This is a genomic window from Burkholderia sp. AU27893 (assembly GCF_002223205.1).
In the GTDB taxonomy this organism is placed as follows: Bacteria; Pseudomonadota; Gammaproteobacteria; order Burkholderiales; family Burkholderiaceae; genus Burkholderia.
The window spans coordinates 1,021,842-1,046,560 of record NZ_NKFD01000005.1 but is presented as its reverse complement, the minus strand read 5'-3'; the positions used below and the strand labels follow the sequence as shown (position 1 = coordinate 1,046,560).

Annotated in this window: 25 protein-coding genes and 1 pseudogene; 21 read left to right on the top strand and 5 right to left on the bottom strand. The window is 66.1% G+C overall.

What is annotated here, in order from left to right:
- Window positions 1-344 precede the first annotated feature (344 nt).
- The 3 genes from CFB47_RS36920 to CFB47_RS36910 all read left to right on the top strand — a co-directional run bounded on the left by CFB47_RS36920 (window position 345) and on the right by CFB47_RS36910 (window position 2,897).
- Complete coding sequence (locus CFB47_RS36920; protein ID WP_089464204.1) at window positions 345-1,310, top strand: SDR family oxidoreductase; 966 nt, start codon at window positions 345-347, stop codon at window positions 1,308-1,310.
- 292 nt (window positions 1,311-1,602) lie between these two features.
- Window positions 1,603-2,007 carry an extradiol dioxygenase gene (locus tag CFB47_RS36915; protein ID WP_089464203.1) on the top strand — a complete coding sequence of 135 codons (405 nt, stop codon included), beginning with the start codon at window positions 1,603-1,605 and terminating at the stop codon, window positions 2,005-2,007.
- A gap of 179 nt (window positions 2,008-2,186) precedes the next feature.
- Window positions 2,187-2,897, top strand: a complete 711-nt coding sequence (locus CFB47_RS36910) for an SDR family oxidoreductase (RefSeq protein WP_089464202.1) — start codon at window positions 2,187-2,189, stop codon at window positions 2,895-2,897.
- 317 nt (window positions 2,898-3,214) lie between these two features.
- Here the strand turns inward: CFB47_RS36910 and CFB47_RS40945 are convergent, their stop codons facing one another.
- The gene (locus tag CFB47_RS40945; protein WP_143330919.1) at window positions 3,215-3,394 is read right to left on the bottom strand and encodes a hypothetical protein; all 180 of its coding nucleotides are present in this window, start codon (window positions 3,392-3,394) and stop codon (window positions 3,215-3,217) included.
- Window positions 3,395-3,466: 72 nt separating this feature from the next.
- Between CFB47_RS40945 and CFB47_RS36905 the strand changes: the two genes are divergently transcribed.
- From CFB47_RS36905 to CFB47_RS36890, 4 genes and pseudogenes are all read left to right on the top strand, one after another.
- A complete protein-coding gene (locus CFB47_RS36905) occupies window positions 3,467-4,513 on the top strand; it encodes a polysaccharide deacetylase family protein (protein WP_089464201.1) in 1,047 nt (348 codons plus the stop codon).
- Between the two features lie 89 nt (window positions 4,514-4,602).
- Window positions 4,603-4,998 (top strand): annotated as a pseudogene (locus CFB47_RS41415) (LysR substrate-binding domain-containing protein); the annotation flags it as partial.
- Window positions 4,999-5,070: 72 nt separating this feature from the next.
- Window positions 5,071-5,631: an ester cyclase gene (locus CFB47_RS36895; RefSeq protein WP_089464199.1), complete on the top strand. Its 561-nt coding sequence runs from the start codon at window positions 5,071-5,073 to the stop codon at window positions 5,629-5,631.
- Window positions 5,632-5,752: 121 nt separating this feature from the next.
- Window positions 5,753-6,676, top strand: a complete 924-nt coding sequence (locus CFB47_RS36890) for a LysR family transcriptional regulator (RefSeq protein WP_089459622.1) — start codon at window positions 5,753-5,755, stop codon at window positions 6,674-6,676.
- Window positions 6,677-6,949: 273 nt separating this feature from the next.
- Here the strand turns inward: CFB47_RS36890 and CFB47_RS36885 are convergent, their stop codons facing one another.
- The gene (locus CFB47_RS36885; protein ID WP_089464198.1) at window positions 6,950-7,222 is read right to left on the bottom strand and encodes a hypothetical protein; all 273 of its coding nucleotides are present in this window, start codon (window positions 7,220-7,222) and stop codon (window positions 6,950-6,952) included.
- Window positions 7,223-7,891: 669 nt separating this feature from the next.
- Between CFB47_RS36885 and CFB47_RS36880 the strand changes: the two genes are divergently transcribed.
- From CFB47_RS36880 to CFB47_RS36855, 5 genes are all read left to right on the top strand, one after another.
- On the top strand, window positions 7,892-8,464 hold the full coding sequence (locus CFB47_RS36880) for an Osa protein (protein ID WP_089464197.1): 573 nt from the start codon (window positions 7,892-7,894) through the stop codon (window positions 8,462-8,464).
- A 253-nt stretch (window positions 8,465-8,717) separates the two neighbouring features.
- A complete protein-coding gene (locus tag CFB47_RS36875; RefSeq protein WP_089464196.1) occupies window positions 8,718-10,067 on the top strand; it encodes a reverse transcriptase family protein in 1,350 nt (449 codons plus the stop codon).
- Window positions 10,068-10,381: 314 nt separating this feature from the next.
- Window positions 10,382-10,711, top strand: coding sequence for an H-NS family nucleoid-associated regulatory protein (locus CFB47_RS36865; RefSeq protein ID WP_039355204.1), 330 nt, complete (start codon window positions 10,382-10,384; stop codon window positions 10,709-10,711).
- Between the two features lie 298 nt (window positions 10,712-11,009).
- Window positions 11,010-12,257, top strand: coding sequence for an MFS transporter (locus CFB47_RS36860; RefSeq protein WP_089464195.1), 1,248 nt, complete (start codon window positions 11,010-11,012; stop codon window positions 12,255-12,257).
- A gap of 44 nt (window positions 12,258-12,301) precedes the next feature.
- Window positions 12,302-12,853, top strand: a complete 552-nt coding sequence (locus tag CFB47_RS36855; protein WP_179259045.1) for a DNA-binding protein — start codon at window positions 12,302-12,304, stop codon at window positions 12,851-12,853.
- Between the two features lie 109 nt (window positions 12,854-12,962).
- Here the strand turns inward: CFB47_RS36855 and CFB47_RS36850 are convergent, their stop codons facing one another.
- Window positions 12,963-14,072, bottom strand: a complete 1,110-nt coding sequence (locus CFB47_RS36850) for a polyamine ABC transporter substrate-binding protein (RefSeq protein WP_089444573.1) — start codon at window positions 14,070-14,072, stop codon at window positions 12,963-12,965.
- Between the two features lie 242 nt (window positions 14,073-14,314).
- Entirely contained in the window at window positions 14,315-14,536 is a 222-nt protein-coding gene (locus CFB47_RS36845; protein WP_089459616.1) for a hypothetical protein, read from the bottom strand.
- Window positions 14,537-14,843: 307 nt separating this feature from the next.
- Between CFB47_RS36845 and CFB47_RS36840 the strand changes: the two genes are divergently transcribed.
- From CFB47_RS36840 to CFB47_RS36800, 9 genes are all read left to right on the top strand, one after another.
- The gene (locus tag CFB47_RS36840) at window positions 14,844-15,095 is read left to right on the top strand and encodes a UTRA domain-containing protein (RefSeq protein ID WP_089464193.1); all 252 of its coding nucleotides are present in this window, start codon (window positions 14,844-14,846) and stop codon (window positions 15,093-15,095) included.
- 222 nt (window positions 15,096-15,317) lie between these two features.
- Window positions 15,318-16,121, top strand: coding sequence for a transporter substrate-binding domain-containing protein (locus CFB47_RS36835; RefSeq protein WP_089464192.1), 804 nt, complete (start codon window positions 15,318-15,320; stop codon window positions 16,119-16,121).
- A 4-nt stretch (window positions 16,122-16,125) separates the two neighbouring features.
- Window positions 16,126-16,860 carry an ABC transporter permease gene (locus CFB47_RS36830; protein ID WP_089464191.1) on the top strand — a complete coding sequence of 245 codons (735 nt, stop codon included), beginning with the start codon at window positions 16,126-16,128 and terminating at the stop codon, window positions 16,858-16,860.
- Window positions 16,857-17,624: an ABC transporter permease gene (locus CFB47_RS36825; protein WP_089464190.1), complete on the top strand. Its 768-nt coding sequence runs from the start codon at window positions 16,857-16,859 to the stop codon at window positions 17,622-17,624. The genes CFB47_RS36830 and CFB47_RS36825 overlap by 4 nt, the downstream gene beginning before the upstream one ends.
- Before the next feature lie 26 nt (window positions 17,625-17,650).
- Window positions 17,651-19,033, top strand: a complete 1,383-nt coding sequence (locus tag CFB47_RS36820) for an LLM class flavin-dependent oxidoreductase (protein WP_089464333.1) — start codon at window positions 17,651-17,653, stop codon at window positions 19,031-19,033.
- Window positions 19,034-19,135: 102 nt separating this feature from the next.
- The gene (locus tag CFB47_RS36815) at window positions 19,136-20,749 is read left to right on the top strand and encodes a sugar ABC transporter ATP-binding protein (protein ID WP_089464189.1); all 1,614 of its coding nucleotides are present in this window, start codon (window positions 19,136-19,138) and stop codon (window positions 20,747-20,749) included.
- Entirely contained in the window at window positions 20,746-21,804 is a 1,059-nt protein-coding gene (locus CFB47_RS36810; RefSeq protein WP_089464188.1) for an ABC transporter permease, read from the top strand. Before CFB47_RS36815 ends, CFB47_RS36810 begins: the two co-directional genes overlap by 4 nt.
- A gap of 167 nt (window positions 21,805-21,971) precedes the next feature.
- Window positions 21,972-23,042: a substrate-binding domain-containing protein gene (locus CFB47_RS36805; protein WP_089464187.1), complete on the top strand. Its 1,071-nt coding sequence runs from the start codon at window positions 21,972-21,974 to the stop codon at window positions 23,040-23,042.
- A gap of 514 nt (window positions 23,043-23,556) precedes the next feature.
- Entirely contained in the window at window positions 23,557-24,372 is an 816-nt protein-coding gene (locus CFB47_RS36800) for a hypothetical protein (RefSeq protein ID WP_143330918.1), read from the top strand.
- Here the strand turns inward: CFB47_RS36800 and CFB47_RS40940 are convergent.
- Window positions 24,365-24,661, bottom strand: coding sequence for a hypothetical protein (locus CFB47_RS40940; RefSeq protein ID WP_143330917.1), 297 nt, complete (start codon window positions 24,659-24,661; stop codon window positions 24,365-24,367). The genes CFB47_RS36800 and CFB47_RS40940 overlap by 8 nt on opposite strands.
- Window positions 24,662-24,719 lie beyond the last annotated feature (58 nt).

The following is a 24,719-nucleotide window of genomic DNA, read 5'->3' as shown; positions in this document are numbered from 1 at the left end:
CGCGGTTTTGCGCAGAGGTGACGGCCCGGTGCGTGCGAGCGCACCGGGCTTTGCTTTTGGGCGAGGTGCGTGAGGGGGCGGCGCCGCGGATTGCCCGCGTGCAGGGGCGGCGGCGCGGCGTGTCGACGTCGTCGGCAGGACGGGCGTCATCCCGGTGGACGGGCGCGCCGTGCCGAGCGCCGGCCGCCGGCGGCGCGCGTGATTCACGTGACGCGGGCTCGTCGCGGGGTTGCCGATCTGTCGCCACGATGTAGCGGCTGTCATACTCGGCTATGCTCCCCGCGACCCGAGCGCGAGCGTCGAACGCGACCTCGTGCACTTCCCAGTCATCCGAATGACCGCCCATGCCAAATCCGACCTCGTCGACTGACCTCCCGACCGTCCTCCTCATCGGTGCCGCCGGCCTCCTCGGCCGCGCGGTTGCCCCATCGCTGGCGCGTGAATCGTCGCTGAACCTCATCGCGAGCATCCGGAACCCGCAAAGCGCGGGCGCCAAACGCCTGGCGCTGCCCCCGGAAAACCTCGCCGAACTCGACGTCCTCGACGAGCCGGCCCTCGAACACCTCTTCGCCACTTGCCGACCGGCCGCCGTGATCATCTGCGCGGCCGAGCGCCGACCGGATGTCTGCGAACGCGATCCCGCAGCCGCACGCGCCATCAACGTCACGGCCCAGGCCCGTATCGGTGCGCTCGCCGCGCGCTACGGCGCATGGACGCTCGGCATCTCCACCGACTACGTGTTCGACGGCAAGGCGGCCCCGTACCGCGAGGACGCCGCACCGAACCCGCTGAACATTTACGGCCGCACGAAGCTGGAAGGCGAGGCGGCCCTGCTCGCCGCGTCGCCGCTGTCGTGCGTGCTGCGCCTGCCGCTGCTGTTCGGCCCGATCGTCGACTGGAGCGAATCGGCCGTCACGAGCCTCGTGCCGGCGATCGTCGCGTCTGCGCAGCCAGGCGCCGAAGCTGTCGGCATGGACGCATGGGCGATCCGTTACCCGACGTATACCCCGGATGTCGCGGACGTCATCCGCGACCTGACGCTGCGCCATCTCGCGGGTGCGTCGATCACGGGCCTCCGCCACTGGTCGGGCGAGGAGCCGATGACGAAGTACGACATCGCGCAGCGGATCGCGGCCGCGCTCGGCATCGACGCCGCGCTCAAGCGAATCGACCAGCCGACCGACGCGACACCGCGCCCATATGACTGCCACCTGGACGCATCGCGCGTGCGCGCCGCCGGGATCGACCACGCGACGCCGTTCGATACCGCGCTGCGCGCCGTGCTGCGCGATGCGCCGCAGGGGCTGTAGGTGCTGCAGGTGCTGTAGGGTCGGGCGCCGCTCGCGGGCCGCACACGTGCGCCCATTGCGACGGCCGCGCCATGAATGCCGTTCGCGGCATTGCCGAAGTCGTGCGCCCATGGCGTCGCGGCGAGATCGTGTCTCGTGAATCCGCTGGCGTGCGGCGAAACCGAGATCCCAGGCATCGAGCGGCCTCCATCTTCTCGTCGCCATTGAAGATCATTCAATGGCGACGCCAATTATCAAGACCGATCCACGTGCAACAGAATGCATACCAGGCTTTCCCGCATGGACACGAAGCATGCATTTCGACCACGCCACCATCGTCACCGATGACATTGACGGTACACGCCGCTTTTTCGATGAGGTCGTCGGTCTCGATACCGGGCCTCGACCGCCGTTCAGGGTGAATGGCTACTGGTTGTACCTCGATGGCCGCCCGATGATTCATGTCACGCGCGCGACGCTACCTGCGCACGCAGGCCGTAGCACGCCGCGCATCGATCACATTGCGCTTCGCGTCGACACACACCGCGAATGGGCGACGTTGATCGATCGACTATCCGGCAGTCGGATCGACTACTCGCTGAGCGAAGTACCGTTGTCCAATGAGCTTCAGTTGTTCGTGTCCATTGCGCCGGGGGTTTCCGTCGAATTCGTGACGACGCTCGCGGCCGATGAGCAGCCCGGGATTGCTAACGGATGACCGGATCTGCCGAATCGTCTCGCGAGACACATGGTGTTTGGCGGCTTCGCCGGCGACAGCGGCGATTCGGCGCGAGCGGCCGACGATCCTCGGCCGCAAGCGGTATTCAGCACATTTGACGCGTGCGACGGGCACGGCTTCATGCTTGGGAACACGCTTTTGATCGGAGGAAGCGAACGATGCAATTCAATGGACAAAACGTGCTGGTGGTCGGCGGAAGTTCCGGGATCGGCGAAGCGGCCGCGCGGGCCTTTGCGGCGGGCGGCGCACACGTGACGATCGCGTCGCGCGACGCGGCCAAACTGGCGGCGAGCGCAGCGAGGATCGGTCACGGCGTGCGAACCGGTGTGATGGACACGACCGACGACACGAGCGTACGTGCATTTTTCGATTCGGCGGGCGAATTCGACCACGTTGTCGTGTCGGCCGCGCAGACACCCACGGGGCCGGTGCGTGGTCTCTCGCTCGCCGATGCTTACGCGGCGATGGACAGCAAGTTCTGGGGAGCCTATCGCGTCGCGCGGGCCGTACGCATTCGGCAGGGCGGGTCGCTGACGTTCGTGTCGGGCTTCCTGAGCGTGCGGCCGAGCAAGACCTCGGTCCTGCAAGGCGCGATCAACGCGGCGCTAGAATCGCTGGCGCGGGGGCTTGCGCTCGAGCTGTCGCCCGTGCGAGTGAATACGGTATCCCCGGGCCTGATCGCGACGCCGCTCTGGTCGAAGCTCGATGCGCAGGCGCGGGACAGGATGTACGAAGGCGCCGCGGCGCGCCTGCCGGCCGGCCGTGTCGGTCAACCCGAGGACGTTGCGAACGCCGTGCTCTACCTCGCGTCGACCCCGTACGCGACCGGCTCGACGGTGCTGGTCGACGGTGGCGGTGCGATCGCGTAGCGGCCGGGTCGGTTGAGGACCTGGTCGATCGCCGCAGCCGGAAGTTCCTGAACGGACACGTATTACTGCGGGTGTCGCGCGAGCAGCGCCGATATCGTCGGCATGACGAGCGATCGTGCGTACGTGTCGATCGCACCGATTGCCGCTGTTTTGGCACCTGCCGACCATGCGATTGACCGGCGCGGCCGAGGTGGCGGGGATCGCGACGATCAATTGATTCGGATAACTGATCGGTTTTGCGAGACTGATCGTGTTCGGATGGTTGAGGGATTGCCATCACGATGAGACGGCGCCGACGTTGCTGCCGGCGCTCACCGTCATTTACCGAAGGGTATCGGCGCATTGAAGCGCAGCAGGCCGAGCGGACATGCCGTATCCGGACGGGACACCGATTTTTTGGTCTGGATTGAAAGTTTATTCATTTCAAGCCCCATTTTCAAAGCGGGGCCGCTTTCCGACAATGGGTTGAACGCGCACATATCTGCGTGACATTCCATACCCGTTCATTCGTCATCATGCATCGCGTTGCGGTGCGAGCGACGCGCTTGCGCGTCATGAGGAGATTGTCCATGGCAATTCAAGTCGATCACGTGGATCGTGATCCGGCCGGGCAGGCGCCCGATCAACTGACGCGCCGTTCGTTCCTGGCCAAGGCCGGAGCCGGCGCGGGCGCGTTTGCCGTCGGTGCGATGCTTCAATCCGCCCAGGCCGGTGCGCAAACGGGCAGCCCCCGATCGACCGCGGTAGCCGCGCCCGTACAGGGTGAATTCTGGCCGAACGGTGCACGGCTGGTCATTTCGATCTCGATGCAGTTCGAGGCGGGTGGACAGCCGCCGAAGGGTGCCGACAACCCGTTTCCGAAAGTCGATTTCCCGGCGAGCGTGCCCGCCGATCTTGCCGCGCAGGCGTGGTTTGCGTACGGGTATCGCGAAGGCATTCCCCGCATGTTGGATCTATGGGACCGTCACGACGTGAAGGTGACGAGTCACATGATCGGCGAGGCGGCGAAGCGGCATCCGCAGGTGGCGCGCGAAATCGTGGCGCGCGGCCACGAAGCGTCGGGCCATGGGCCGACGTGGAACTCGCAGTACGCGATGTCGCGACCGCAGGAACGCGAGTTTCTGATCCAGGCGCGATCGATGGTGGAGGAGGTGACGGGCCAACGTCCGATCGGCTACAACGCGAACTGGCTGCGACGCGGGCCGAACACGCTGTCGCTGCTGCAGGAGCTGGGCTACGTCTATCACATCGACGATACGAGCCGCGACGAGCCGTTCATCGAAAAGGTCAACGGCAAGGATTTCGTCGTGATTCCGTACACGCTGCGCAACAACGACATCCTGCTGGTGGAGGGGCGCAATTACTCGCCGGACAAGTTCCTAGAACAGATCAAGTTCGATTTTGATCAGCTGTACGAAGAAGCGGGAACGCGTCGGCGCATGATGTCGATCAGCGCGCATGACCGTATCAGCGGCACGCCGCAGATGACGCGCGCATGGGATGCGTTCCTGCGTTATGCGAAGAGCCATCCGGGCGTTGCGTTCATGCGCAAGGACGACATTGCGCGGTTCGTACTGCAAAGCCCGATTACGGTACGCGAAAGCGAGACGATCTAGCGGGCTGCCCGAGCGCCTTCGCACCGGTTCGATCGTGCGAAGGCGCTCGACGCCTCTTCACTTGTCGCCCGTCGTATCGGAGAAGCGGCGAAGCGGCGCTGACCCTGTGCGCGCATCCGGATGACCTGGTGGCCAATCCGACGATTCGTGCGGTTGATGATTTGCGGACGCATCGCGTCATTGCGTTTCGCACGCCGACCACGGGCCGCGACCGGCCGCTCGAGTTCGTCGAACACGGGCGAACGGTCGCGCGAGCCATCGAGTCCCGCTTCCGCATCAATCACGGTGAAGCGCTCGCCGAAGTGGCCGCGCCTGGCGCAGGCCTCGCACGGTTCCCCGAATTTCTCGCCAATGCCCACCTGCGCAGCGGCACGCTCGTGGCCGCCGCCGTGACGCTGATGGCGATTGCGGTGACCGCTTTCGCGTCCCGGCTTGATCGACGCGAGACCGCACAAGCGAATCGCACCGCCCGCTTCCCAGCCTGAATGACCCAAGTCGCACCACTGTCGGATCCAATCCGTTCATCGAGCATCGAGTACTCACTCAAGGAGCACGTCATGAAAACCCGCACCGTCCTTTCCGCCGTTTCCCGCATCGCGCTGGCCGCCGCCGCCGCCGCTGCTGCCGCGTTGCCTGCCGTCGCCGCGACCGGCGACGATCTCGTGCAGCCGAAAACGCTGATCGTCGACAAGAGCCTCTCGAAGCAGCAGGCCGAGCAACAGATCCGCGCGGCACGCCTTTACGATACCTTCTGGAGCACGGGCGACGAGGCCCAGGCCCGCGAGGCGCTGGCGGCCGATTTCACGGACCGCACCTTGCCCGCCGGTCGGCCGCAGGGCATCGCCGGGCCGCTGGCTGCATCGCAAGGCTTCCATCGCGCCGTGCCGGACGTCCACGCCGACGTCGAACAGATGATCGTCGCCGGCGATCGCGTCGTCACCCATCTGCACTTCACAGGTCACTTCACCGGCATCTTCAACGGCGTGCAGGGCAAGGGGCAGGTGGTCGACTTCATCGCCACGGACATCTATCGCATTCGTGACGGCAAGATCACTGACAACTGGCATCTCGAAGACAACCTGACGTTCCTGCAACAGCTCGGCTTGGTCGCCAGGTAAGCGGGTGGGGGCCGATCCTGCCGATCGGCCTTTTCCTCGTCCGTCCGCATCGCGTTACCATGCCCGGTCCGCGCGGCGCATCGCGCGGCACAACCCAACATTCCTTTCGCGCGACGCGACCATGGACAATCTCGGTGACATTCGCCTTTTCGTCGAAGCAGCAAGCCAGGGCAGTCTTTCTGCGGCCGGCAGAAAGCTCGGACTGTCCCCCGCAGCGGCGAGCGCCCGGCTCGTCAAGCTCGAGGGAGAACTCCACACGCAGCTGTTCGAGCGTTCGACCCGCAAGCTGCGCCTCACGGACGAAGGTCGTCTGTATCTCGTCCATTGCCAGCATGCGCTGCAAACGCTGGACGATGCGCGCGCGGCGTTGCAGGCCGGGCGTGCATCGGTGAGCGGGGCGTTGCGCGTATCGGCCACCTCCGATTTCGGGCGCACCGTGCTGCGTCGATGGCTCGACGCATTCAACGAACGTCATCCGAACGTCACGCTGACGCTCGTGCTCTCGGATTCGCTGTCGCACCTGCTGCAGGACGATATCGATCTCGCGATCCGGTTCGGCGTGCCGGCGGACAGCTCGATGGTCGCCAAGCGCATGGCCGACAATCGCCGCGCGCTTTGCGCGTCGCCCGACTACATCGCCGAGCACGGGATGCCGAACCATCCCGACGATTTGCGTGAGCATCGATGCATCGTCCTTTCTTCGGCGGCCGGCGCGGCGAACAACTGGCGTTTCGCGCGCGACGGGGAAACCGCGTCGTTCACCGCGCCGCTCGACCGTTCGCGTCAGACCAACGATGGTTCGCTTGCCCGCGAATGGGCGATCGAGGGGCGCGGAGTGGCCATGAAATCCATCTGGGACATCGGCGCCGATCTTCAGGCCGGGCGGCTCAAGTTGCTCCTGCAGGAATGGCGCTGCCCTGACGTGCCGGTGAACGCGCTGTTTCAACGAACGCCTTATATGGCGCCACGCGTGCGCGCATTGCTCGACTTTCTCGAGCAGCGGTTCTCAGAAGCTTCCGAAGCGCTGGCGCCGTTTCTGCGGTAGTTTCCAGCGATCGCAGGCTTGCTGCGTTCGTCGGGTCGGCGCTGCCCTGGCGGGCGCCGGCGGTGGTCGTGATGAAAAATACCCGACAACGTTCGGCTCGTCGCGGCAAGCGCGGCTACTCCATGGATACCGGAACGGGAGTGGGGCGGGCCGCGGGCATGCCGCTGTCATGACGCGCAGCGCCGACACCCCGGCCCGCGATGGCGCCGGATTCGGAATGTCAATCCAGCCCCGGGCTCCACGTATTGATGATCGTCGAGCGATTAACGTCGATTAGCGAATGGCAAAGCGGGTTGCCGGCGAGCCATTCGCACAATTATTGCCGTAGATAAACAGGTTTCTGTTCTCCGAATACACCTGGTAAATAATTGGATAAACTTCCTTCGCGTTGAACGAATAGATGCCGTCGTTAATGGTCACCAGCAGGTTGCCGGTGGCGTCGGTTTCGAGCTTGTCGATCTTGCCGGCTTTGCAAAGCGCCTGCGCGGACGCGCACGTGGAGGTGAGCAGCAGTGCTGAAAACAGCACGGTTGCAATCTTCTTCATGACTTTCCTTTGGTATTGAATGATATAAAGCGATTTGACGATATCGGTCACGCCCGGAAAGACGGATATGCCTTTCCGGATTGCTGATTCACAAATGCCGGGAAATCAACGGTGGCCAGACAAGGTGGAAACTTTGCGACCAAGCACGAATGAAGCGATTCGTGCTGCGCCTCCGTATCTCGTTGATCTTTGAATCACGGTGTTGCGGCGCACAACACAGACTATTTATTTGATTTTGAGGGCGCCAATCGTATTAATTTATCGTTAATCAAATTCGATAATTTTTTGTTTGAATTTTATTTTCCTGAATTCTTCGGGCTGTTGTTTTTGTTTTTGATTGTTTCGATATTCAAATAATCGGCGGCGAATATTGATTCGCGGGTTGATGGTGTGACGGGCATGGCAGGCAAAGCGCATGGGCGTTCATGAGGGGTCGAGCGTTCGGACGTATGGTTCGTCCGGTGCGCGAACTGCGCGGCGCACATCCGTCGATGCTGCAGTCGGCGCCGGCCGAGTTGAATCGCGCCGACCCGGAAAGACGCTACACTGCGCCAGTTCCCGAACACACCGGGAGCGCCAGGACACCGGGCCCACGGATTGCAAACACGTGACGATGTAATCGCCCGCCCCTGACACATTCGAACAAAGCACGAGAGAAAGAGAGGGCCCATGCTGACACGTCTTCGTATCGGACTCGATCGCGCGCGCGACCTGCGCGAAGCGGGTCGACCGTCTTCCATCCAGCCGCGGCCGCTGCCGAGCGAGCTGGTCGACCTGAGCGCGCAGCGCGCGACGTGGCGCGTCGTCGTTCCCGGCCAAGCCGACTGCTACATGGCGGCGACGCCCGCCGAAACGGAGCGCTTCGTCGTGCATCTCGACGCGCAGAAGTTCTACGGCCTGTGGCTCGGCACAAGCCCGGCGTTTCCGCAACCGAATTCGCAGGACTGCGTGCCGCGCCGCGTCATGCCGCTCGACAGCAAGTACGCGTCGGCCGCCGCCGCGTTCCGGGCCGGCCGCCTCGAACCGGTGGCGCTGCCGCCGGTCGGTTACTGGCTCGAGGGAAGCGGGTACGAAGTCGCGATGAGCAACGGCATGACGCGCACCTTCTGGCTGCTCGCCAACCGCGTGCGATCGTTTCCGGTCAGCGTCGACAACGCGACCTGGGCCACGATGCTGAACAACATGGCCGGCGTCGGCGTCGCGCCGATCGCGTACCGCGAACTGTTTTCCCGGCACGCGTAGGTCGTTCGCCGCGATCCGGCGCGCCGCGGCGGCGCCGGTTTGACACGCCGCGTTCGCGGCCATTAAAGTCGTATCGCGGGCCGGTGGGTCAAGCACACGCCCGGAACAGGCAGCCGATGTTCCAGGACTACGGGGCTACCCCGTGGATGAGATTGACACCCCGATGCGTCGCAAGGGGCCGGGTTGCGCGTGGCGTAACGCCTCCCCTCGCAGCACCAGTCACGTTGGCTCATCGTCCCGCCCATCTTTCTCCATGCATTCATCCCTGCGCGATACCACCCGCACGATTGCCGAGGCGATGCTCGCCGGGACGCCCGAGCGCGACGGCGTCCTCGCGCGGATGGCTGCCGTGCTCGGCGGCGCGCAGCCGTGGGCGCACGAATGCGCGGACGCCGCGCTCGCCCGCTTCGGCGCGAACTGGGACGACGTCGGCATCGACGTGCTTGCGGCGGTGCTGGCCGATGCGGCCGCGTTCGTGCGCGCCTGGTATCGCGAGGATCGGCCGTCCGTGATCCGCGTCGTCCGGCGTCCCCCCGTCCAGCGGCCATTGCCGGCGCCGCTCGCCGGCTGCGACGTGCCGCAATGGGCGACGCCCGGCGATCTTGCCGACTGGCTCGGCGTGAGTGCGTCGGCGCTCGACTGGCTGTCCGACCACTGGCGCGTCGACGCGCGCAGCAGCGCCACGCCGTTGCATCACTACACGTACGTCGCGCACGACAAGCGCAGCGGCGGCTGCCGCCTCGTCGAAATCCCGAAAGGCCGGCTGCGCGAAGCGCAGCGCCGCATCCTGCACGGGCTGCTCGATCGCATCGCGCCGCACGGCGCGGTACACGGCTTTCGCAAGGGGCACGGGATCGTGTCGTTCGCGGCGCCCCATGCGGATCGCGATGTCGTCGTCCGTTTCGACCTCGCGGATTTCTTCGTATCGATACGCGCCGCCCGCGTGCACGCGCTGTTCGTCACGCTCGGGTATCCGGCCGAAGTCGCGCGCACGCTCACCGGGCTGTGCACCAACCGCGTGCCGTCCGCCCGGCTGCTCGCGCCGGACCTGCGCGACCGGTTCGACTGGATCGGCCGCCAGCGTTATCGAGAGCGCCATCTGCCGCAGGGCGCGCCGACGTCGCCGGCGCTGGCGAACCTGAGCGCGTTCCGGTTCGACATGCGGCTCGCCGCGCTCGCGCGTTCGCTCGGCGCAACCTACACGCGCTATGCCGACGATCTCGCCTTCTCCGGCGGCGGCACGCTGGCGCGTGACGTCGAACGGCTGCAGGTCCGGGTCGCCGCAATCGCGCTCGAGGAAGGCTTTGCGCTGCAACTGCGCAAAACCCGCGTGATGCGGCGCGGCATGCGGCAACAACTGGCCGGCGTGGTCGTCAATCGTCATCCGAACCTGGCGCGCGATGAGTTCGATCTCCTGAAAGCCATCCTGACCAACTGCATCCGCAGCGGCCCCGCGTCGCAGAATCGCGATGCGCATCCGGATTTCCGCGCGCATCTCGCCGGGCGCGTCGCGCATGCGGCCGCGCTGAACGCGGCGCGCGGCGCGAAGCTGCGCGCGCTGTTCGACCGGATCGCATGGGACGCCGGCGACATCGGCCTGTAATCGGACGTATCCGCATCGACGCCTTCTGTAATACGACGCCGAGCACTGCTATCATTCGCGCCATGCCGCGCCAGTGCCATGGTGCGGCGCTTACTTGTCGCAGCCGTTCGCCGTGCCTTCTTACACGGCGGGCTGCGCGTTGCCGGCCGGTCCTGTCTCATCGATTGACGCGCGGCGTCGTTTAGTGCGTATCGCGCAAGCCATGCCGGCTCAGGCAATCGATGCACCCATTTGACAGCCCCCGTCGGCGGAACTTCGTGGTAGGTTCCGCCATCGGAGCTTTTTGCGAAAACATGCCCAAAGAGGATGAATACATGACCCAGGCCCTGCAGGAACTCGAAGCACAACTTCGGGACCTGAACATCAAGCTGTCGGATGCGAAGCAGAAGGAGAAGCAGGCCGCGCTCGCGGCATTCAAGGAACAGGTCGAGCTTTTGGGAATTTCGCAGCAGGAAGTGCTGAGCGCGCTCGGTTACATCGTCCAGCGAAAACGCAAGGCACCTGCCAAGTACTACGATCCGACGACCGGCCGCTCATGGTCGGGCCGCGGCCCGCGCCCGAAATGGCTCGAAGGCAAGGATCTCGCCGCACTCGCCGTCGACCGCGAGGCCAAGACCTGGTGGCCCGGCGACGATCAAGGCTGAAGCCGGCCGGGCCGCGAGGCCGCCCGGCGCCGACCGGTTCGCGCGAGCGGCCCGGCCGGTAACACTCCGCCATCATGCTGTCTTTCATCCGGTGTCCGGCCTGATCGCGACATCACCGGCTTCGCCGTCGACACCGGATCGCCGTTTTTCTCCTCCCGTTCATTCCCCGCCAATTCCCGCTCGCCGTCCTGCAAGCGGGCGCCGACGCGCGCGCGAACCCTCGTTACCGGGCGCTGCCGGCCCCGTCGCTCACGGGCACAGGCTTTAAAATGTCGCCGGACAATCGTGGCAGGACACCATGGCAGCAAACATAGAATCTTCGTCGCTCGAAGGCCCGCCGGCCCCGCGCGTGGAGCAGGTCGGCGCGTACGCGTGGAAAGCGCTGGCCGGATCGGCGATCGGCTATGCGATGGACGGCTTCGACCTGCTGATCCTCGGCTTCATGCTGCCGGCGATCACGGCGGCGCTGCATCTGACGCCCGGGCAGGGCGGCGCGCTGGTCACGTGGACGCTGATCGGCGCCGTCGCGGGCGGCATCCTGTTCGGTGCATTGAGCGACCGGTACGGGCGGGTGCGCGTGCTGACCTGGACGATCCTGCTGTTCGCGATCTTCACCGGGCTGTGCGCGTTCGCCCAGGGCTTCGAGGATCTGCTCGTGTACCGCACCATCGCGGGCATCGGCCTGGGCGGCGAGTTCGGGATCGGCATGGCGCTCGCGGCGGAAGCGTGGCCGGCCAGCAAGCGCGCACGCGTGTCGTGCTACGTCGCGCTCGGCTGGCAGGCCGGCGTATTGCTGGCGGCCCTGCTGACGCCGTTCCTGCTGCAGCACATCGGCTGGCGCGGAATGTTCGTGGTCGGCGTGCTGCCGGCGCTGCTCGCGTGGGCGATGCGCAACCGGCTGCACGAGCCTGAAGCGTTCGTGCGGCGCGCAGCGCAGCCGAAGGCCAACGCGTTCCGCCTGCTCGTCGCGGACGGCCGCACCGCGCGCACGAGCGTCGGCATCGTGATCCTGTGTTCGGTCCAGAACTTCGGCTACTACGGGATCATGATCTGGCTGCCGACCTTCCTGTCGAAACAGATGGGCTTCTCGCTGACGAAGTCGGGGCTGTGGACGGCGGCGACGGTCGTCGGGATGATGATCGGCGTCTGGGTGTTCGGGCAGCTGGCCGACCGCATCGGGCGCAAGCCGACGTTCCTGCTGTACCAGCTCGGCGCGGTCGTGACGGTCCTCGCGTATGCGCGGCTGTCGGACCCGACCGCGATGCTGTGGGCCGGTGCGCTGATGGGCATGTTCGTCAACGGGATGGTCGGCGGCTACGGGACGCTGATGTCGGAAGGCTATCCGACGGCCGCACGCGCCACCGCGCAGAACGTGCTGTGGAATATCGGCCGCGCGGTCGGCGGCTTCGGCCCGGTCGCGGTCGGCGCGCTGGCCGCGCACTACTCGTTCCAGACGGCCATCGCGCTGCTCGCCGGCCTCTACGTGCTCGACATGGTCGCGACGCTGTTCCTGATTCCCGAGCTCAAGGGCGTCGAGCTCGAATGAGCGCGGTCGGCGCGCGCAACACAAAGACTTCGTTGAAAATTTCGATGCAACAGAAGAACAAGACGATCGGCGTGATGGGCTCGGGCAAGGAGCCGTGGCTCGCGTTTTCGGAGCCGCTCGGCGCGTGGCTCGCGCAGGCCGGTTTCAACCTGCTGACGGGCGGCGGGCAGGGCGTGATGCTGGCGGTCGCGCGCGCGTTCGCCGGCGTGCCGGGGCGGGCCGGCCGGTCGATCGGCATCCTGCCGACGCAGGCCGATCCGCTCGCGGGCTTCGTGCCGCTCGACGGCTATCCGCATCCGTTCGTCGACATCCCGATCCTCACGCCTCTGCCGCGCCGTGAGCCGGGCGCCGCCCCGGAGACGCTCAACCGCAACTACGTGAACGTGCTGAGCAGCGACCTGATCGTTGCGCTGCCGGGCGGTCACGGCACGGCCGAGGAAATCGCGCTCGCGCGGCGCTGGCGCAAGCCGCTCATCTGCTTCGGGCCGGACGGTGCGTTTCGCGAGCTTGCGGCGGGGGCGACGTGCACGTCGTCGTTCGACGACGTGATCCGCTTCGTGGAGCACGCGTTTGCGGCGGAGCAGGCGCTGCGATAGTTCGCGCAACCGGTTCGACGACTGTCGTTGCGATGCGCGCGTGGCAGGTCGGCGCCCTGGCACGTGATGTCCCCGGTTTCGATGCGGCGGCGTGCCGCCGGCGCGCGGTTCAGCGCCCCGTCTTCAACTGCGCCCACAGCCGGTTCTGCAGCCGGCGAATCTCCGGCGGCATCGGCTTGAGCAGCGTCATCTTGCTCAGCACTTCGTCGGGCGGATAGACCGACGTATCGCGCGCGATCGCGGGCTTCACATACTGGCGCGCGGCCTTGTTCGCGGTCGGATAGAACACCGCGTTGGTGATGCCGGCGTTGACCTTCGGATCCTGCACGTAGTTGATCCACTTCAATGCGGCGTCGCGGTTCGGCGCGTCTTTCGGGATCACCATCATGTCGAACCACAGCAGCCCGCCTTCCTTCGGGTTCGCGAAGCCGATCTGGTATGGGCGCTTCGCTTCGGCGGCACGGCGGTGCGCGATGCCGACGTCGCCCGAATAGCCGAACGCCACGCACAGGTCGTTGTTCGCGAGATCGTTGATGTAGCCCGACGAGTTGAACTGCGTGATGTACGGGCGCACCTTCTTCAGCACGTCGTACGCGGCGCGGTAGTCGGCCGGGTTCGTGCTGTTCGGATCCTTGCCCATGTACTGCAGCGTGGCCGCGAACACGTCGACGGCCTGATCGAGGAACGACACGCCGCAGCTCTTCAGCTTCGCCATGTTGGCCGGATCGAACACCAGTGCCCAGCTGTCGACCGGCGCCTTGTCGCCGAGCGCCTTCTTCACGGCCTGCACGTTGTAGCCGATGCCGTCGGTGCCGTACGCCCACGGCACGCCATACTGGTTGCCCGGATCGGCATCGGCAACCATCTTCATCAGCAGCGGATCGAGGTTCGCGAGGTTCGGCAGCTTCGACTTGTCGAGCGGCTGGTAGACGCTCGCCTGGATCTGCTTGGCCATGTAGTTCGAGGTCGGCACGACGACGTCGTAGCCGGAATTGCCCGACATCAGTTTTGCCTGCAGCGTGTCGTCGCTGTCGTAGTTGTCGTATCGGACGTGCAGGCCCGTCTGCTTCTGGAAGGTCGGGATCGTGTCCGGCGCGATGTAGTCGGACCAGTTGTAGATGTTCAGTTCGCCGGCCGCGTGGGCGGTCGTGCCGGCAGCCGCGGCGGCAGACAGGATGGCGGCGGTTGCAACGGCGCGGCGAAGCGTGCGGATTCGCATGACGGAGTCTTCCATTTCGGTGCGCGCGTCGAGCCGCGAGGCGCGGGTCGTGGCGCGATGGTTCATTGGATGAAGCAGGCGTGCGCAAGCGTCGTTCGAAGGAAGCGAACGCGATGCGAGACGATCAGGAGTCCATTCGACTGCGCGCGCTGCATGTTCGCAAACGCAGCGCGAGCCGATCCCGTCACCGGTCGGGTGACACGGCCAATGGGTCGAACGGAGTCAGGGAACGGGGCGGGGCGCTAAGGCAGCAGCGAGGCCACGTCGTCGGTATGGATCGCGACGTATGCACGCGCGGCGACGGCGTTGTGGCGGCGAACGGAGCGGCGGGACAGGATGGTGTAGATCGACAGCGGCAGGCGAGGGCTTTGCCCGCCGCCACCGTCGTCGGAGGACGCGATCGCGGCGCGCAGGTTTCGCGCATCGCCTCGTCTCCACCGCACCAGCGGGCCACGGAATCTCACGATTACTCTCGACCGGGTTGTTGAAAGTATTGAACACCTGACGATTCGCCGGCGGCTGCCGTTTCAGGTTTCGGTCATCGCATGTGCCGCGCGGCGGCATCGGTTGCGTGACGCGAATTGAAAGCTTGGCGGACACCTGAATCGCCGAAACATGACGCTTCCATGAATCATCAGGTAAATCGCTGTAAGGATGTCTCGGGATTTTCCCTAGGGATTCGAAGGCCGATGAATGCGTCCGGGTGGGGTGGCGAGGGTGGATGACCGGCGCGCGTGAGGCCGCTTTGCCGGTCAAGACCGGCTCGAAGTGATGAGAATATTCGACGGTTTGCTGCCGCGATCGTTGGACATCACGGATGCGGACATGTCGGTCACGGCCGTTGGTTCTCCGATGGAAGTCGCAGCGTACCTCCGAATTGCCTTGCACACGCCGTTGCTCGTATTGCGGCATCCGTCGCGCATGTCGGATGGCCGCACGTGCGAATCCACGGTTTTCCCGATCCGCCCGGAGCGTTTCGATCTCGTTGTGCGAAGCGGAGTGGAAGCGAAGTTCGTCGGTTGAGGGACCGTCGCCCCGACGTTCTCCAAACTCAAGAGACGCCGGATTTCGAGGCCGATGGTTGAGTAATCCTCGCCTCAGGCACGTAGGGCAGCGGCATATCTTCCGATCAGATATCCATCGAAAAAATAACCATTTGGTACACGCATCGGCAGGCACTAAAGTCACGCATCCCGATGCCGGTGCAACACCGGCGATGTCGACGTTATCCGAGAAGTCTGCCAAATGAATCGCTTGAAGCTCTCAACGGTCCGCCGTGCCGCGGCCGCACTGTTCGTAATCGGCCTGTTGCCGGCCGTCCACGCGGCGCAACCGACGCTGCGCGTCGGCATCGACGCCGAGTCGTACCCGCCGTTCTTCTCGAAGGATGCCACCGGCGAGTGGAAGGGCTGGGAGGTCGACCTGCTCGACGCGGCATGCAGCAAGCTCAACGTACGCTGCGAACTCACCGACATCGCATGGGACGGGCTGATCCCCGCGCTGCAGAACCGCAAGATCGACGTGATCTGGTCGTCGATGACGATCACCGGCGAACGGCAGAAGGCGATCGACTTCAGTCGTGCATACTATGAGTCGCCGACCGTTTTCGTCGGCGCGAAAAGCGATCGGCGCCGCGTCGATTGCGCGGTGCCGGCCACCTTCAAGGATCGCGTGATCGGCGTGGAGGCGGGCACGAACTTCTCGGCGTTCCTCGATGCACGTTTCAAGCGCGACGCCCAGATCAAGGCGTTCGACAAATTCGACAACGCGCTCGCGGATCTGGTCTCGGGCCGGGTCGATTACGTGCAGGAAGCGAAGGGCTTGTTTACGGCCTTCCTGTCGTCGCGTGACGGCAAAGATTTCGAGGTCAAGGCCACCTGCGCGGACAACCCCGTGCTCGGTCTCGGCATCGGCGCGGGCGTGCGTCAAGGCGATGCATTGCGCGGCCGGTTGTCGACCGTGATCGCGCAACTGCAGCAGGACGGCACGTGGGATACGATCACCGCTCGCTATCCGAACCTGAAGGGTACGATCGAGAAGGGGCGCTGAGCCGATGACCGCGGACGATTCGCTGCTGGCATTGCTCGCGTTCGGCGACGGCGGTTACGGGCGGATCTTCGCCGGCGCGTTCGCACTGACGCTCGGCGTCGCGTCTGCGTCGTTCTGCGCCGGGACGCTGCTCGGCATCGCGGGCGCGCTCGGCAAGCTGTCGCGACACGCCCCGCTCGCATGGCTGGCACGGCTTTACACGACACTCGTGCGCGCGCTGCCCGAACTGTTGTGCCTGCTGCTCGCGTTCTATGCGGTCGCACCTGCGCTCGAGTCCGCGTTGCACGGCAGCGGCCTGGTGCCCGACGGCTTCGCGTTCGATCCGTTCATCGTGGCCGCGTTGTCGCTCGGTTTCATCCAGGGCGCCTATCTGACCGATATCTTCCGCGCGGCGCTCATCAACGTGCCGGCCGGGCAGATCGAGGCCGCGCACGCGTACGGCATGAGCCCGTGGCAAACCTTGACCCGCATCCGGCTTCCGGTTGCGGCGCGACTCGCGCTGCCCGGCGTCGGCAACGTGTGGCTGAACGCGACCAAGGATGCGTCGTTCATCAGCGTGCTCGGGTCTTTCACGGATCTGCTGAAGGCGAGCCAGCTCGCCGCCGGTGCGACGCGGCATTACGTCTTCTTTTACCTGGTCACGGCCGCGCTGTTCCTGTTGTTGAGCGTCGCGTCGACGGGCCTTTTCGCGATGCTCGAACGTTACGTGAATCGTGGTACGAGGCGCGCCTGCGCATGAATTTTTCGCTGACGTTCCTGCTCGACACGGTGATGCCGAAGCTGCTCGCCGCGGTGCCGACCACCCTGGCGTTGCTGCTGCTGTCGGGGATCGCCAGCATGGTGATCGGCATTCCGCTCGCGCTTGCGGCGGGTTCGCGCCACGCATCCTGCCGCTGGCCCGCGCGCGGCTGGATCATGCTGGTGCGCGGTACGCCGCTGCTGGTGCAGCTTTATCTGCTGTATTACGGCTTCGGCCAGATCGTCCCGCGCGAATGGATGCGCGACAGCTGGGCGTCGCCGCTGTTGCGCGACGCGTTCTGGTATGCGGTCGTCGCGTTGAGCGTGAACGAGGGCGCCTATGTCGCGACGATCCTGCGCGGCGCGATTGCCGGGGTGCCGGCCGGCGAAATCGAGGCCGGCTATGCGTACGGAATGACGCGGGCGGGTGTACTGCGCCGGATCGTCGGCCCGCGTGCGTGGCGACTCGCGCTGCCGGCGCTCACCGGCGAAGCGATCCTGCTGCTGAAGTCGACCGTCCTCGCGTCGACCGTCACGGTGTTCGACGTGATGGGGACGGCCAATACGCTTCGTTTCGAAACCTTGCGCGTTTATGAGCCGCTGGCCGGCGCGGCGATCGTCTATGTCGTGCTGGTCGCGCTGCTGACGATTCCGGCCGCCCGTCTCGAGATACACCTCAACCGCTACCTGACGCGCGAGCCCGACGATCGCACGCCCGCACGGCGCCGCGGCGCATCGTCCGGCGCGTGGGCGGCACCCAACTGATTCCAGCATTTGCACTGAACACGACGATGTCCGATCCTCGCCCCTTGCTGTTTTCCCTTTACGAACAGGCCAGCGTCGGCTGCGGCGGTGCGCCGAGCCTGTGGACCCATCCCGCCGACGAACGGCTGCGCGCGAATACGCTCGCGTTCTGGTCGAACCTCGCGCGCACGGCCGAGCAGGCCGATCTCGACATGCTGTTCTTCGCGGACGTGCTCGGCCTGTACGACGTCCATGGCGGGTCGGCCGACGCGGCGGTCCAGTGGGCGGTCGAGGCGCCCGCGAACGATCCGATGATGCTGATTCCGGCGCTCGTCGCGCAGACCGAGCGGCTCGCGTTCGGGGTGACCGCGAGCACGACGTATGAACATCCATTCGCGCTCGCGCGGCGCTTCAGCACGCTCGATCACCTGAGCAACGGCCGGATCGGCTGGAACATCGTGACCTCTTACCTGACGAGCGCGGCGCGCAACTTCGGGCTCGACCGGATGATCGGCCATGACGAACGCTACGCACGTGCGGAGGAGTTTCTCGACGTGGCCTACAAGCTGTGGGAAGGGAGCTGGGCGGACGACGCGGTCGTCGCCGACAAGCGCGAGCCGCGCTACGCGCGCGGCGACCGCGTGCGGCCGATCGCGCACGAAGGCACGCATTATCGCGTGCATGGCCCGCACGTCTGTGCGCCGTCGCCGCAGCGCTCGCCGGTGCTGATCCAGGCCGGCTGGTCCGGGCGGGGGCGCGAGTTCGCGGCGAAGCACGCGGAAGTGGTGTTCGTCGCGAAGTCGAATCCGCACGAGATTCGCGCGGGCCTCGATGAAATCCGGCGGCTGGCGGTCGAAAACGGCCGCGCAGCGGAGGATGTAAAGGCGCTCACGGTGCTGCGGATCGTGACGGCGCGTTCGTCGGCCGATGCGAAAGAGAAGTACCACGCGCTGCAGCAGCACTATCACCTGCAGGCTCAACTCGTCAGCTATGCGGGCGATACCGGCATCGACATCGATCGCTATGCGGACGACGAACCGTTGACGACGCAAACGGAAGGGCTCACGTCCTACGTGGTGCGGCCGGACGGCAGCGGCAAGCCGCTCACCGCCGGCGACGTGCGGCGCAAGTTCGCGAACGTCACGCGTGGCACCGACCTGATTCTCGTCGGCTCGCCTGACGAAGTCGCCGACCAGCTCGCGGAGCATGCGCGGCAATCGACGACGAGCGGCTACATGCTCAATCCATTGATCAGCCCGGGCACGCTCGACGATTTCGCCGAACTGATCGTGCCGGAACTGAAAAAGCGCGGCCTGTACCGAGCGACGCCGGCGAGCGGCACCTTCCGGTCACGGCTGAGTGGGCGGGACCGCCTGCCGGACACGGCCTATGGCGCTTCGTTTCGGTTTCCCGTGGCTGAAGCCGGCTGACCCGCCGATCAAGGCTGGACGACTTTCATCGGAGTGGCGTGACATGATCGATGACGACCTGTTCCTGCTGCAACCGCGTCGTGCCGACGAGGCTCGTCCGGCATGAGTCGCGCGACGAACGAGACGATGGACGTGACGCGCGACGATCGGCCCCATCGATCGACGTTACCGCCTGTCCTGAGCGCCACGGGCATCGCGAAACGCTTCGACGCGACCGTCGCGCTGGCGGCGCTCGACCTGTCGATCGGCGCCGGCGAAGTCGTCGCGCTGATGGGCGCGAACGGTGCGGGCAAGTCGACCTTCGTCAAGATCCTGAGCGGCGCGCTGCAAGCGGACGGCGGCACGCTGACGCTGCGCGGCGAACCCTATCGGCCGGTGTCGCCGCACGCGGCCAAGCGGCTCGGCGTCGCGACCGTGCACCAGTCGGTGGCCGACGCCGTCGTGCCGACGCTGTCGATCGCCGACAACCTGCTGCTCGACCGGCTGTGCGACCCGGCCTCGCCATGGCGCGCGCCGCCGGCCGCACGGCGCGCCGCGGCGCGATCGCTCGCCGCACGGGTCGGGCTCGACGTCGACCTGGCCGCACCGCTCGCCTCGCTGTCGCTGGCCGACCAGCAGCGCGTCACCTTGGCGCGTGCGCTGGCGGGGCAGCCGTCGTTGCTGATTCTCGACGAACCGACCGCGAGCCTGTCGGCCGCGGAGGCCGAGCGGCTGTTCGTGCTGGTGGACGCGTTGCGCCGCGATGGCGTCGCCATCCTGCTGGTGTCGCATCGGCTCGGCGATTTGCGCCGTATCGCCGATCGCGCGGCGATCGTCCGCGACGGCCGGATCGTCGCCGACCTGGCCGCACCGATCGATTTCGACGCGGCTGTGGAAACGATGATCGGCCGGCCGTTGCCGCGTACGCGTGAACCGGTGCCGGAGCGCGCCGGGCAGGCCGGAGCCGGCGCAGGTTCAGGTTCAGGCTCAGGCTCAGGCTCAGGCTCAGGCTCAGGCCCGGGCCCAGGCCCAGGCTTCAGCGTGCGGCAGATGCGGCTGACGCCGACCAGTACACCGTTCGACCTCGACGTGCAGCGCGGCGAGATCGTCGCGATCGCGGGCCCTGTCGGCGGCGGCAAGTCGCGCTTCGCGCGGACGATCTTCGGCGCGGTGCGGGCGGCGGCTGGCGAGATGACGCTCGACGGCCGGACATGGCGACCACGCTCGCCGGCTGACGCGATTCGCGCCGGCGTATTCCTGGCCGGCGAGGACCGGTGGCGTACGTCGCTGTTTCCCGACAGCGTTCCGTTCGCGTCGATCGCGGGCACGATCGGCTTTCCGTTCCTGTCGCGCTGGTTCGCGAGCGGCGCGGTGCGCCGAACGCGCGAACGCACGGCCGCCGAGGCGGCGATCGCGCGGTTCGGCATTCGCTGCGACGGGCCCGACGATCGCGTCGCCCACCTGTCCGGCGGCAACCAGCAGAAGGTCGTGCTCGCGCGCTGGCACGCCGAGCCGGCGCGGCTGTTGCTGCTCGACGAACCGTTCCAGGGCATCGATGCGGGCGCGCGCGCCGATATCGTCGATACGCTGCGGCGTCATGCGCATGAGCGCACGACGATCGTGTTCGTCAGCGATCTCGAGGAAGCGGCCGAGATCGCCGATCGTATCGTGCGGTTCGATCGCGCGACGCTCGATTGTTCGCCTCCCACTTCTTCCATCGTGCGTGCCTGCTCATGAAACCCGTGACTTCTTCCGCTGTCCGCCATGCCGCCTCCGCCGAACGGTCGTCGCGCGGCAGGCCGGCGCGCATCCGCGATGTGCTTGAACGGACGGGCATCCTGCTCGTGCTGGCCGTCCTCGTGGTTGTGTTCGCGCTCAGGGAGCCCGCGTTCCTGAACGTCGACAATCTGTTCAGCATCCTGCAGGCGGTGTCGATCGTCGCGTTGCTCGGCATCGGCGTGACGGTCACGCTCGCGGCCGGCGGCTTCGACCTGTCGGTCGGCAGCGTGGCCGCGACCGCGCAGATGGCTGCGAGCTACGTGCTGGTCGTCTGGCACGGCAGCGCATGGGCGGCCGTGCTCGCCTGCGTCGTGCTTGGCGTGGCCGCCGGCTTGTTCAACGGCTTGCTGATCACGCGGCTGCGCGTGCCCGACCAGCTCGCGACGCTCGGCACGCTGTTCCTGCTGGCCGGCCTGCAGTTGATCCCGACCGGCGGCCGTTCGCTCGCGACCGGCTCCGTGTTGCCCGACGGCACGGATGCGACGGGCGTGTTCCCCGACGCCTTTCTCGCGCTCGGCCGGCTGCGCGTGTTCGACGTCGTACCGCTGCCGGTCCTGCTGCTCGCGGCGGTGACGGTGCTGGCCTGCGTGACGATGGAAGCGACGCGCTGGGGCCGCGTGATCTATGCGATCGGCGGCAACGAAACGGCCGCGCGGCTGGCCGGCGCGCCGGCCGCGCGCTACCGCGTCGCCGCGTATGTCGTGTCGGGTGCGATCGCGTCGCTGGGCGGCGTGCTGATCGCCGCGCGGGTCGGCCGCGGCGACGTGAGCGCGGGCCACTCGCTGCTGCTCGATGCGGTGGCGGCTGCGCTGATCGGTTACGCGGTGTGGGGCGCGAAGCGGCCCAACGTATTCGGCACGGTCGTCGGGGCGGTGTTCGTCGGCGTGCTGCTCAACGGGCTCACGATGCTGAACGCACCCTACTACATGCAGGATTTCATCAAGGGCGTGCTGCTCGTGCTGGCCCTTGCATTCACGTTCGGCATCGGTCGCCGTACCGATGCCCGCGCGTGATGCGTGAGGTCGCCGAGACCAGGCTCGGGCACCTGCGGTTCGAATCATCTTCAGGCAAGACCGTTTGTTATCCAAAGTAATATCGATTGCCGAATCGGTCGGTTTGAATTCGCGTGGCGCGCTGATAGATTGAGCCGATATCGTCCTTGTTGGGAGACAGACACGCCATGCGCTCGTTGCTTCGCCGAAAGTCGCGTATCGAACTGAAACTCGGTGCACTCGTGCTGGGCACCGCGCTCGTGCTCGGTGCGCCCGCGGCCCACGCCGGTCCGCTCAAGGGGGCGCCTGCGCCGTTCGACAAGGGCGGCGTGAAGATCGCGCTCGTCAACTACCTGTCGACCGGCGATTTCTTCCAAGCCTACGAAGCCGGCGCGCAGAAGCAGGCACGCGCGCTCGGCGTCGATCTGCGCATCTACGAAGGCCGGCAGGACGCGGCCGAGCAGCGCGAGCAGATTCAGCAGGCGATCAGCATCGGCGTGTCGGCGATCATCGTCAATCACGGCTTGCCGGAATCGCTGAAGGACGTCGTTCAGCGCGCGCTCGACAAAGGCATCAAGGTCGTCGCGTTCGACGTCGATCTCGCCAATCCGAAGGTGCCGCAGATCGAGCAGAACGATCGCGACCTGGCGAACCTGCTGCTGGATCAGGCGGTGAAGGACAACGGCGACGCGTTCGCGGCAGGGTACGTGTACGTGGCCGGATTCGCGCCGCTCGACCGGCGCGATGCTGCGTGGCGCGATTTCAAGCGTGCGCACCCGAAGGTGCAGGAAAAGGCGCGCTGGGGCACCGTCGACAATCCGATCGCGCAATCCGTCGCGAACCAGGCGGCGGCCGTGTATCGCGCGAATCCCGACATTCGCGTCGTGTTCGCGCCGTACGACGAGTTCGCGCGCGGCGCAAAGCTCGCGGCGGACGAGGCCCGGCTCTCGTCGAAACTCCGCATCTACAGCGCGGACGTGTCGACGGCCGACATCGAGGCCATCCGCGCGCCGAACAGCGCGTGGGTCGCGACGGCCGCGACCAATCCGGCGGTCGTCGGCGCGGTGTCGGTGCGGGCCGCCGCGCTGCTGGTCGCAGGGCAGGACCCGGGCGCGCGCATCGCGGTGAAGCCGACGCTGATCACCCGCGACGATCTCGTGAAGAACGACATTCATACCGTGGCCGAACTCGCCGCGAAGTTTCCGGCGTTCCGCGCGAGCGGCGCGGCGACCGCCGCATGGATTCCGGCGGTCGACTGAGCGCCTCGGCACGTAGCGCGCGACGTTCACATTCTCGAGACGCGGACGCTGAAGGTGGCCGCGCACGCGCCCGGTCGCAGCGGCGTGCGCGGGATGCGGCTACTTGATGAGGTCGAAGGCCTGCTTTCTGCGACATCTGCGGATGATGGCGGAACTGCCGTGCCTGTCGTGGCCGGCAACGGAGGAACGGACGTTTTTGCATGCCCAGGCGATGACGGGAAAATCGCGCAAGCGGGGTTGCTTTTGCTGGCCATGATGTACTCGAAGTGATGGGACTATTCGACGGTTTGCCGCCCGGATCGCCACCGAACGATCATCGGAAAGCCAGTCGAAAGACCGGGGTGACAAGGTTTGTAAAGTCGGACAAAATGCGTCGGCCTGTCGTGCGTTGGTGAAAGTCGTTCCGAAAAAGACAACCATCCGATCATCCCGACTGGGGGCCCGCGTTATGTCCCATCCCGTGTTTCTCGAGAGCCCGCCGTGGCCGCGCATGCCTGAAGGGCGCAAAGGCGAATTGAACGCCTATTTCGCGGCCGGCGGCCCGTCGCTCGAAGCGAACGCGTTCATTCCGCTGTTCTGGCGCGTGCTGTTCGGGCCCGACGACGTGCGCTTCGCGTATCGCATCGACGATTTCGATCCGGAAGACCAGGCTGACGAACTCGACGAATATCTGGAAGGTGCGACGCCCGAGGAGCGCGACGCGCGCTATCCGTACCTGGTCACGACGAAGGCGAACGCGCTCGCGCGTGCGGCCGCACGCCGCGACACCCTCGTCGATCTGCTCGGCGAGCGCTACCGTGCGATCTACGATGCATTCGTCGACTACGTCGCCACCGCGTTCGGGGAATTCGTGCTGGTTCGCACGAGCGGATTGCCGGACGTGTGTGATACCACGGACGCATTTGCAACCGAACTTGCGCAGGTCGCGTTGCTGGAGCGGCAGAAGGATCCCGATGCGGGCCTGGCCCGCGAGATCCAGGAACTGCGCCGTGCGCCGGATGCCGACGCCGTCTGGCGAGTGACGGGATCGGGCGACGCGCATGCCGATGCGCATCCGTGGCCGAGCCGTGCGCTGGTCGAAGCGTTTCCCGCTTGCGCGCCGCGCGCGCGGCAGGCGGCACCGATTCCGCGCGATCCGTCCGACAAGCCACGCTACCGATCGAGAAACCGGCTGGACAATGTGCTCGAATGGGGCGCGGCCTGCATCTTTGCTGCCGCATTCATCGGGACGTGGATCACGACGAAGTCGATCTGGCTCGCGAGCGGGGTGACCGCCGTCGTTACCGCGATACTCGTCTGGGGCATCGCGCGCGTGCAGCGCATCAAGTGACGCGCCGGCCGCGCGCCGTGTGGTCGCTCGCGTGCAGTTTTCCTGCGCGTTCGTCTTTTACATCGAGAGTGAGGCGTTCATCCGGTTGCGGCGACGTGGTCTGCCGCGAATCCCGATGAGAAGGTCGTCCTGATTGTTGCCGATCGGCTCGTACGATTTTAATGAGCACATTTTCATTTTTTAGCGCATGCGTCGCCCTGGCCTTGGCCGTCGCGTGGTCGATCGTGTTTCTGACAAGCATGCTCAGGAAGAAAGCAATCGCCTGGGGTGACGTCAAGACGTGGATCAAGAACGTCTTCGATTCGCTCTTCGGGATGGGGTAGCGCGACGGAGCGGTCCCATCGACC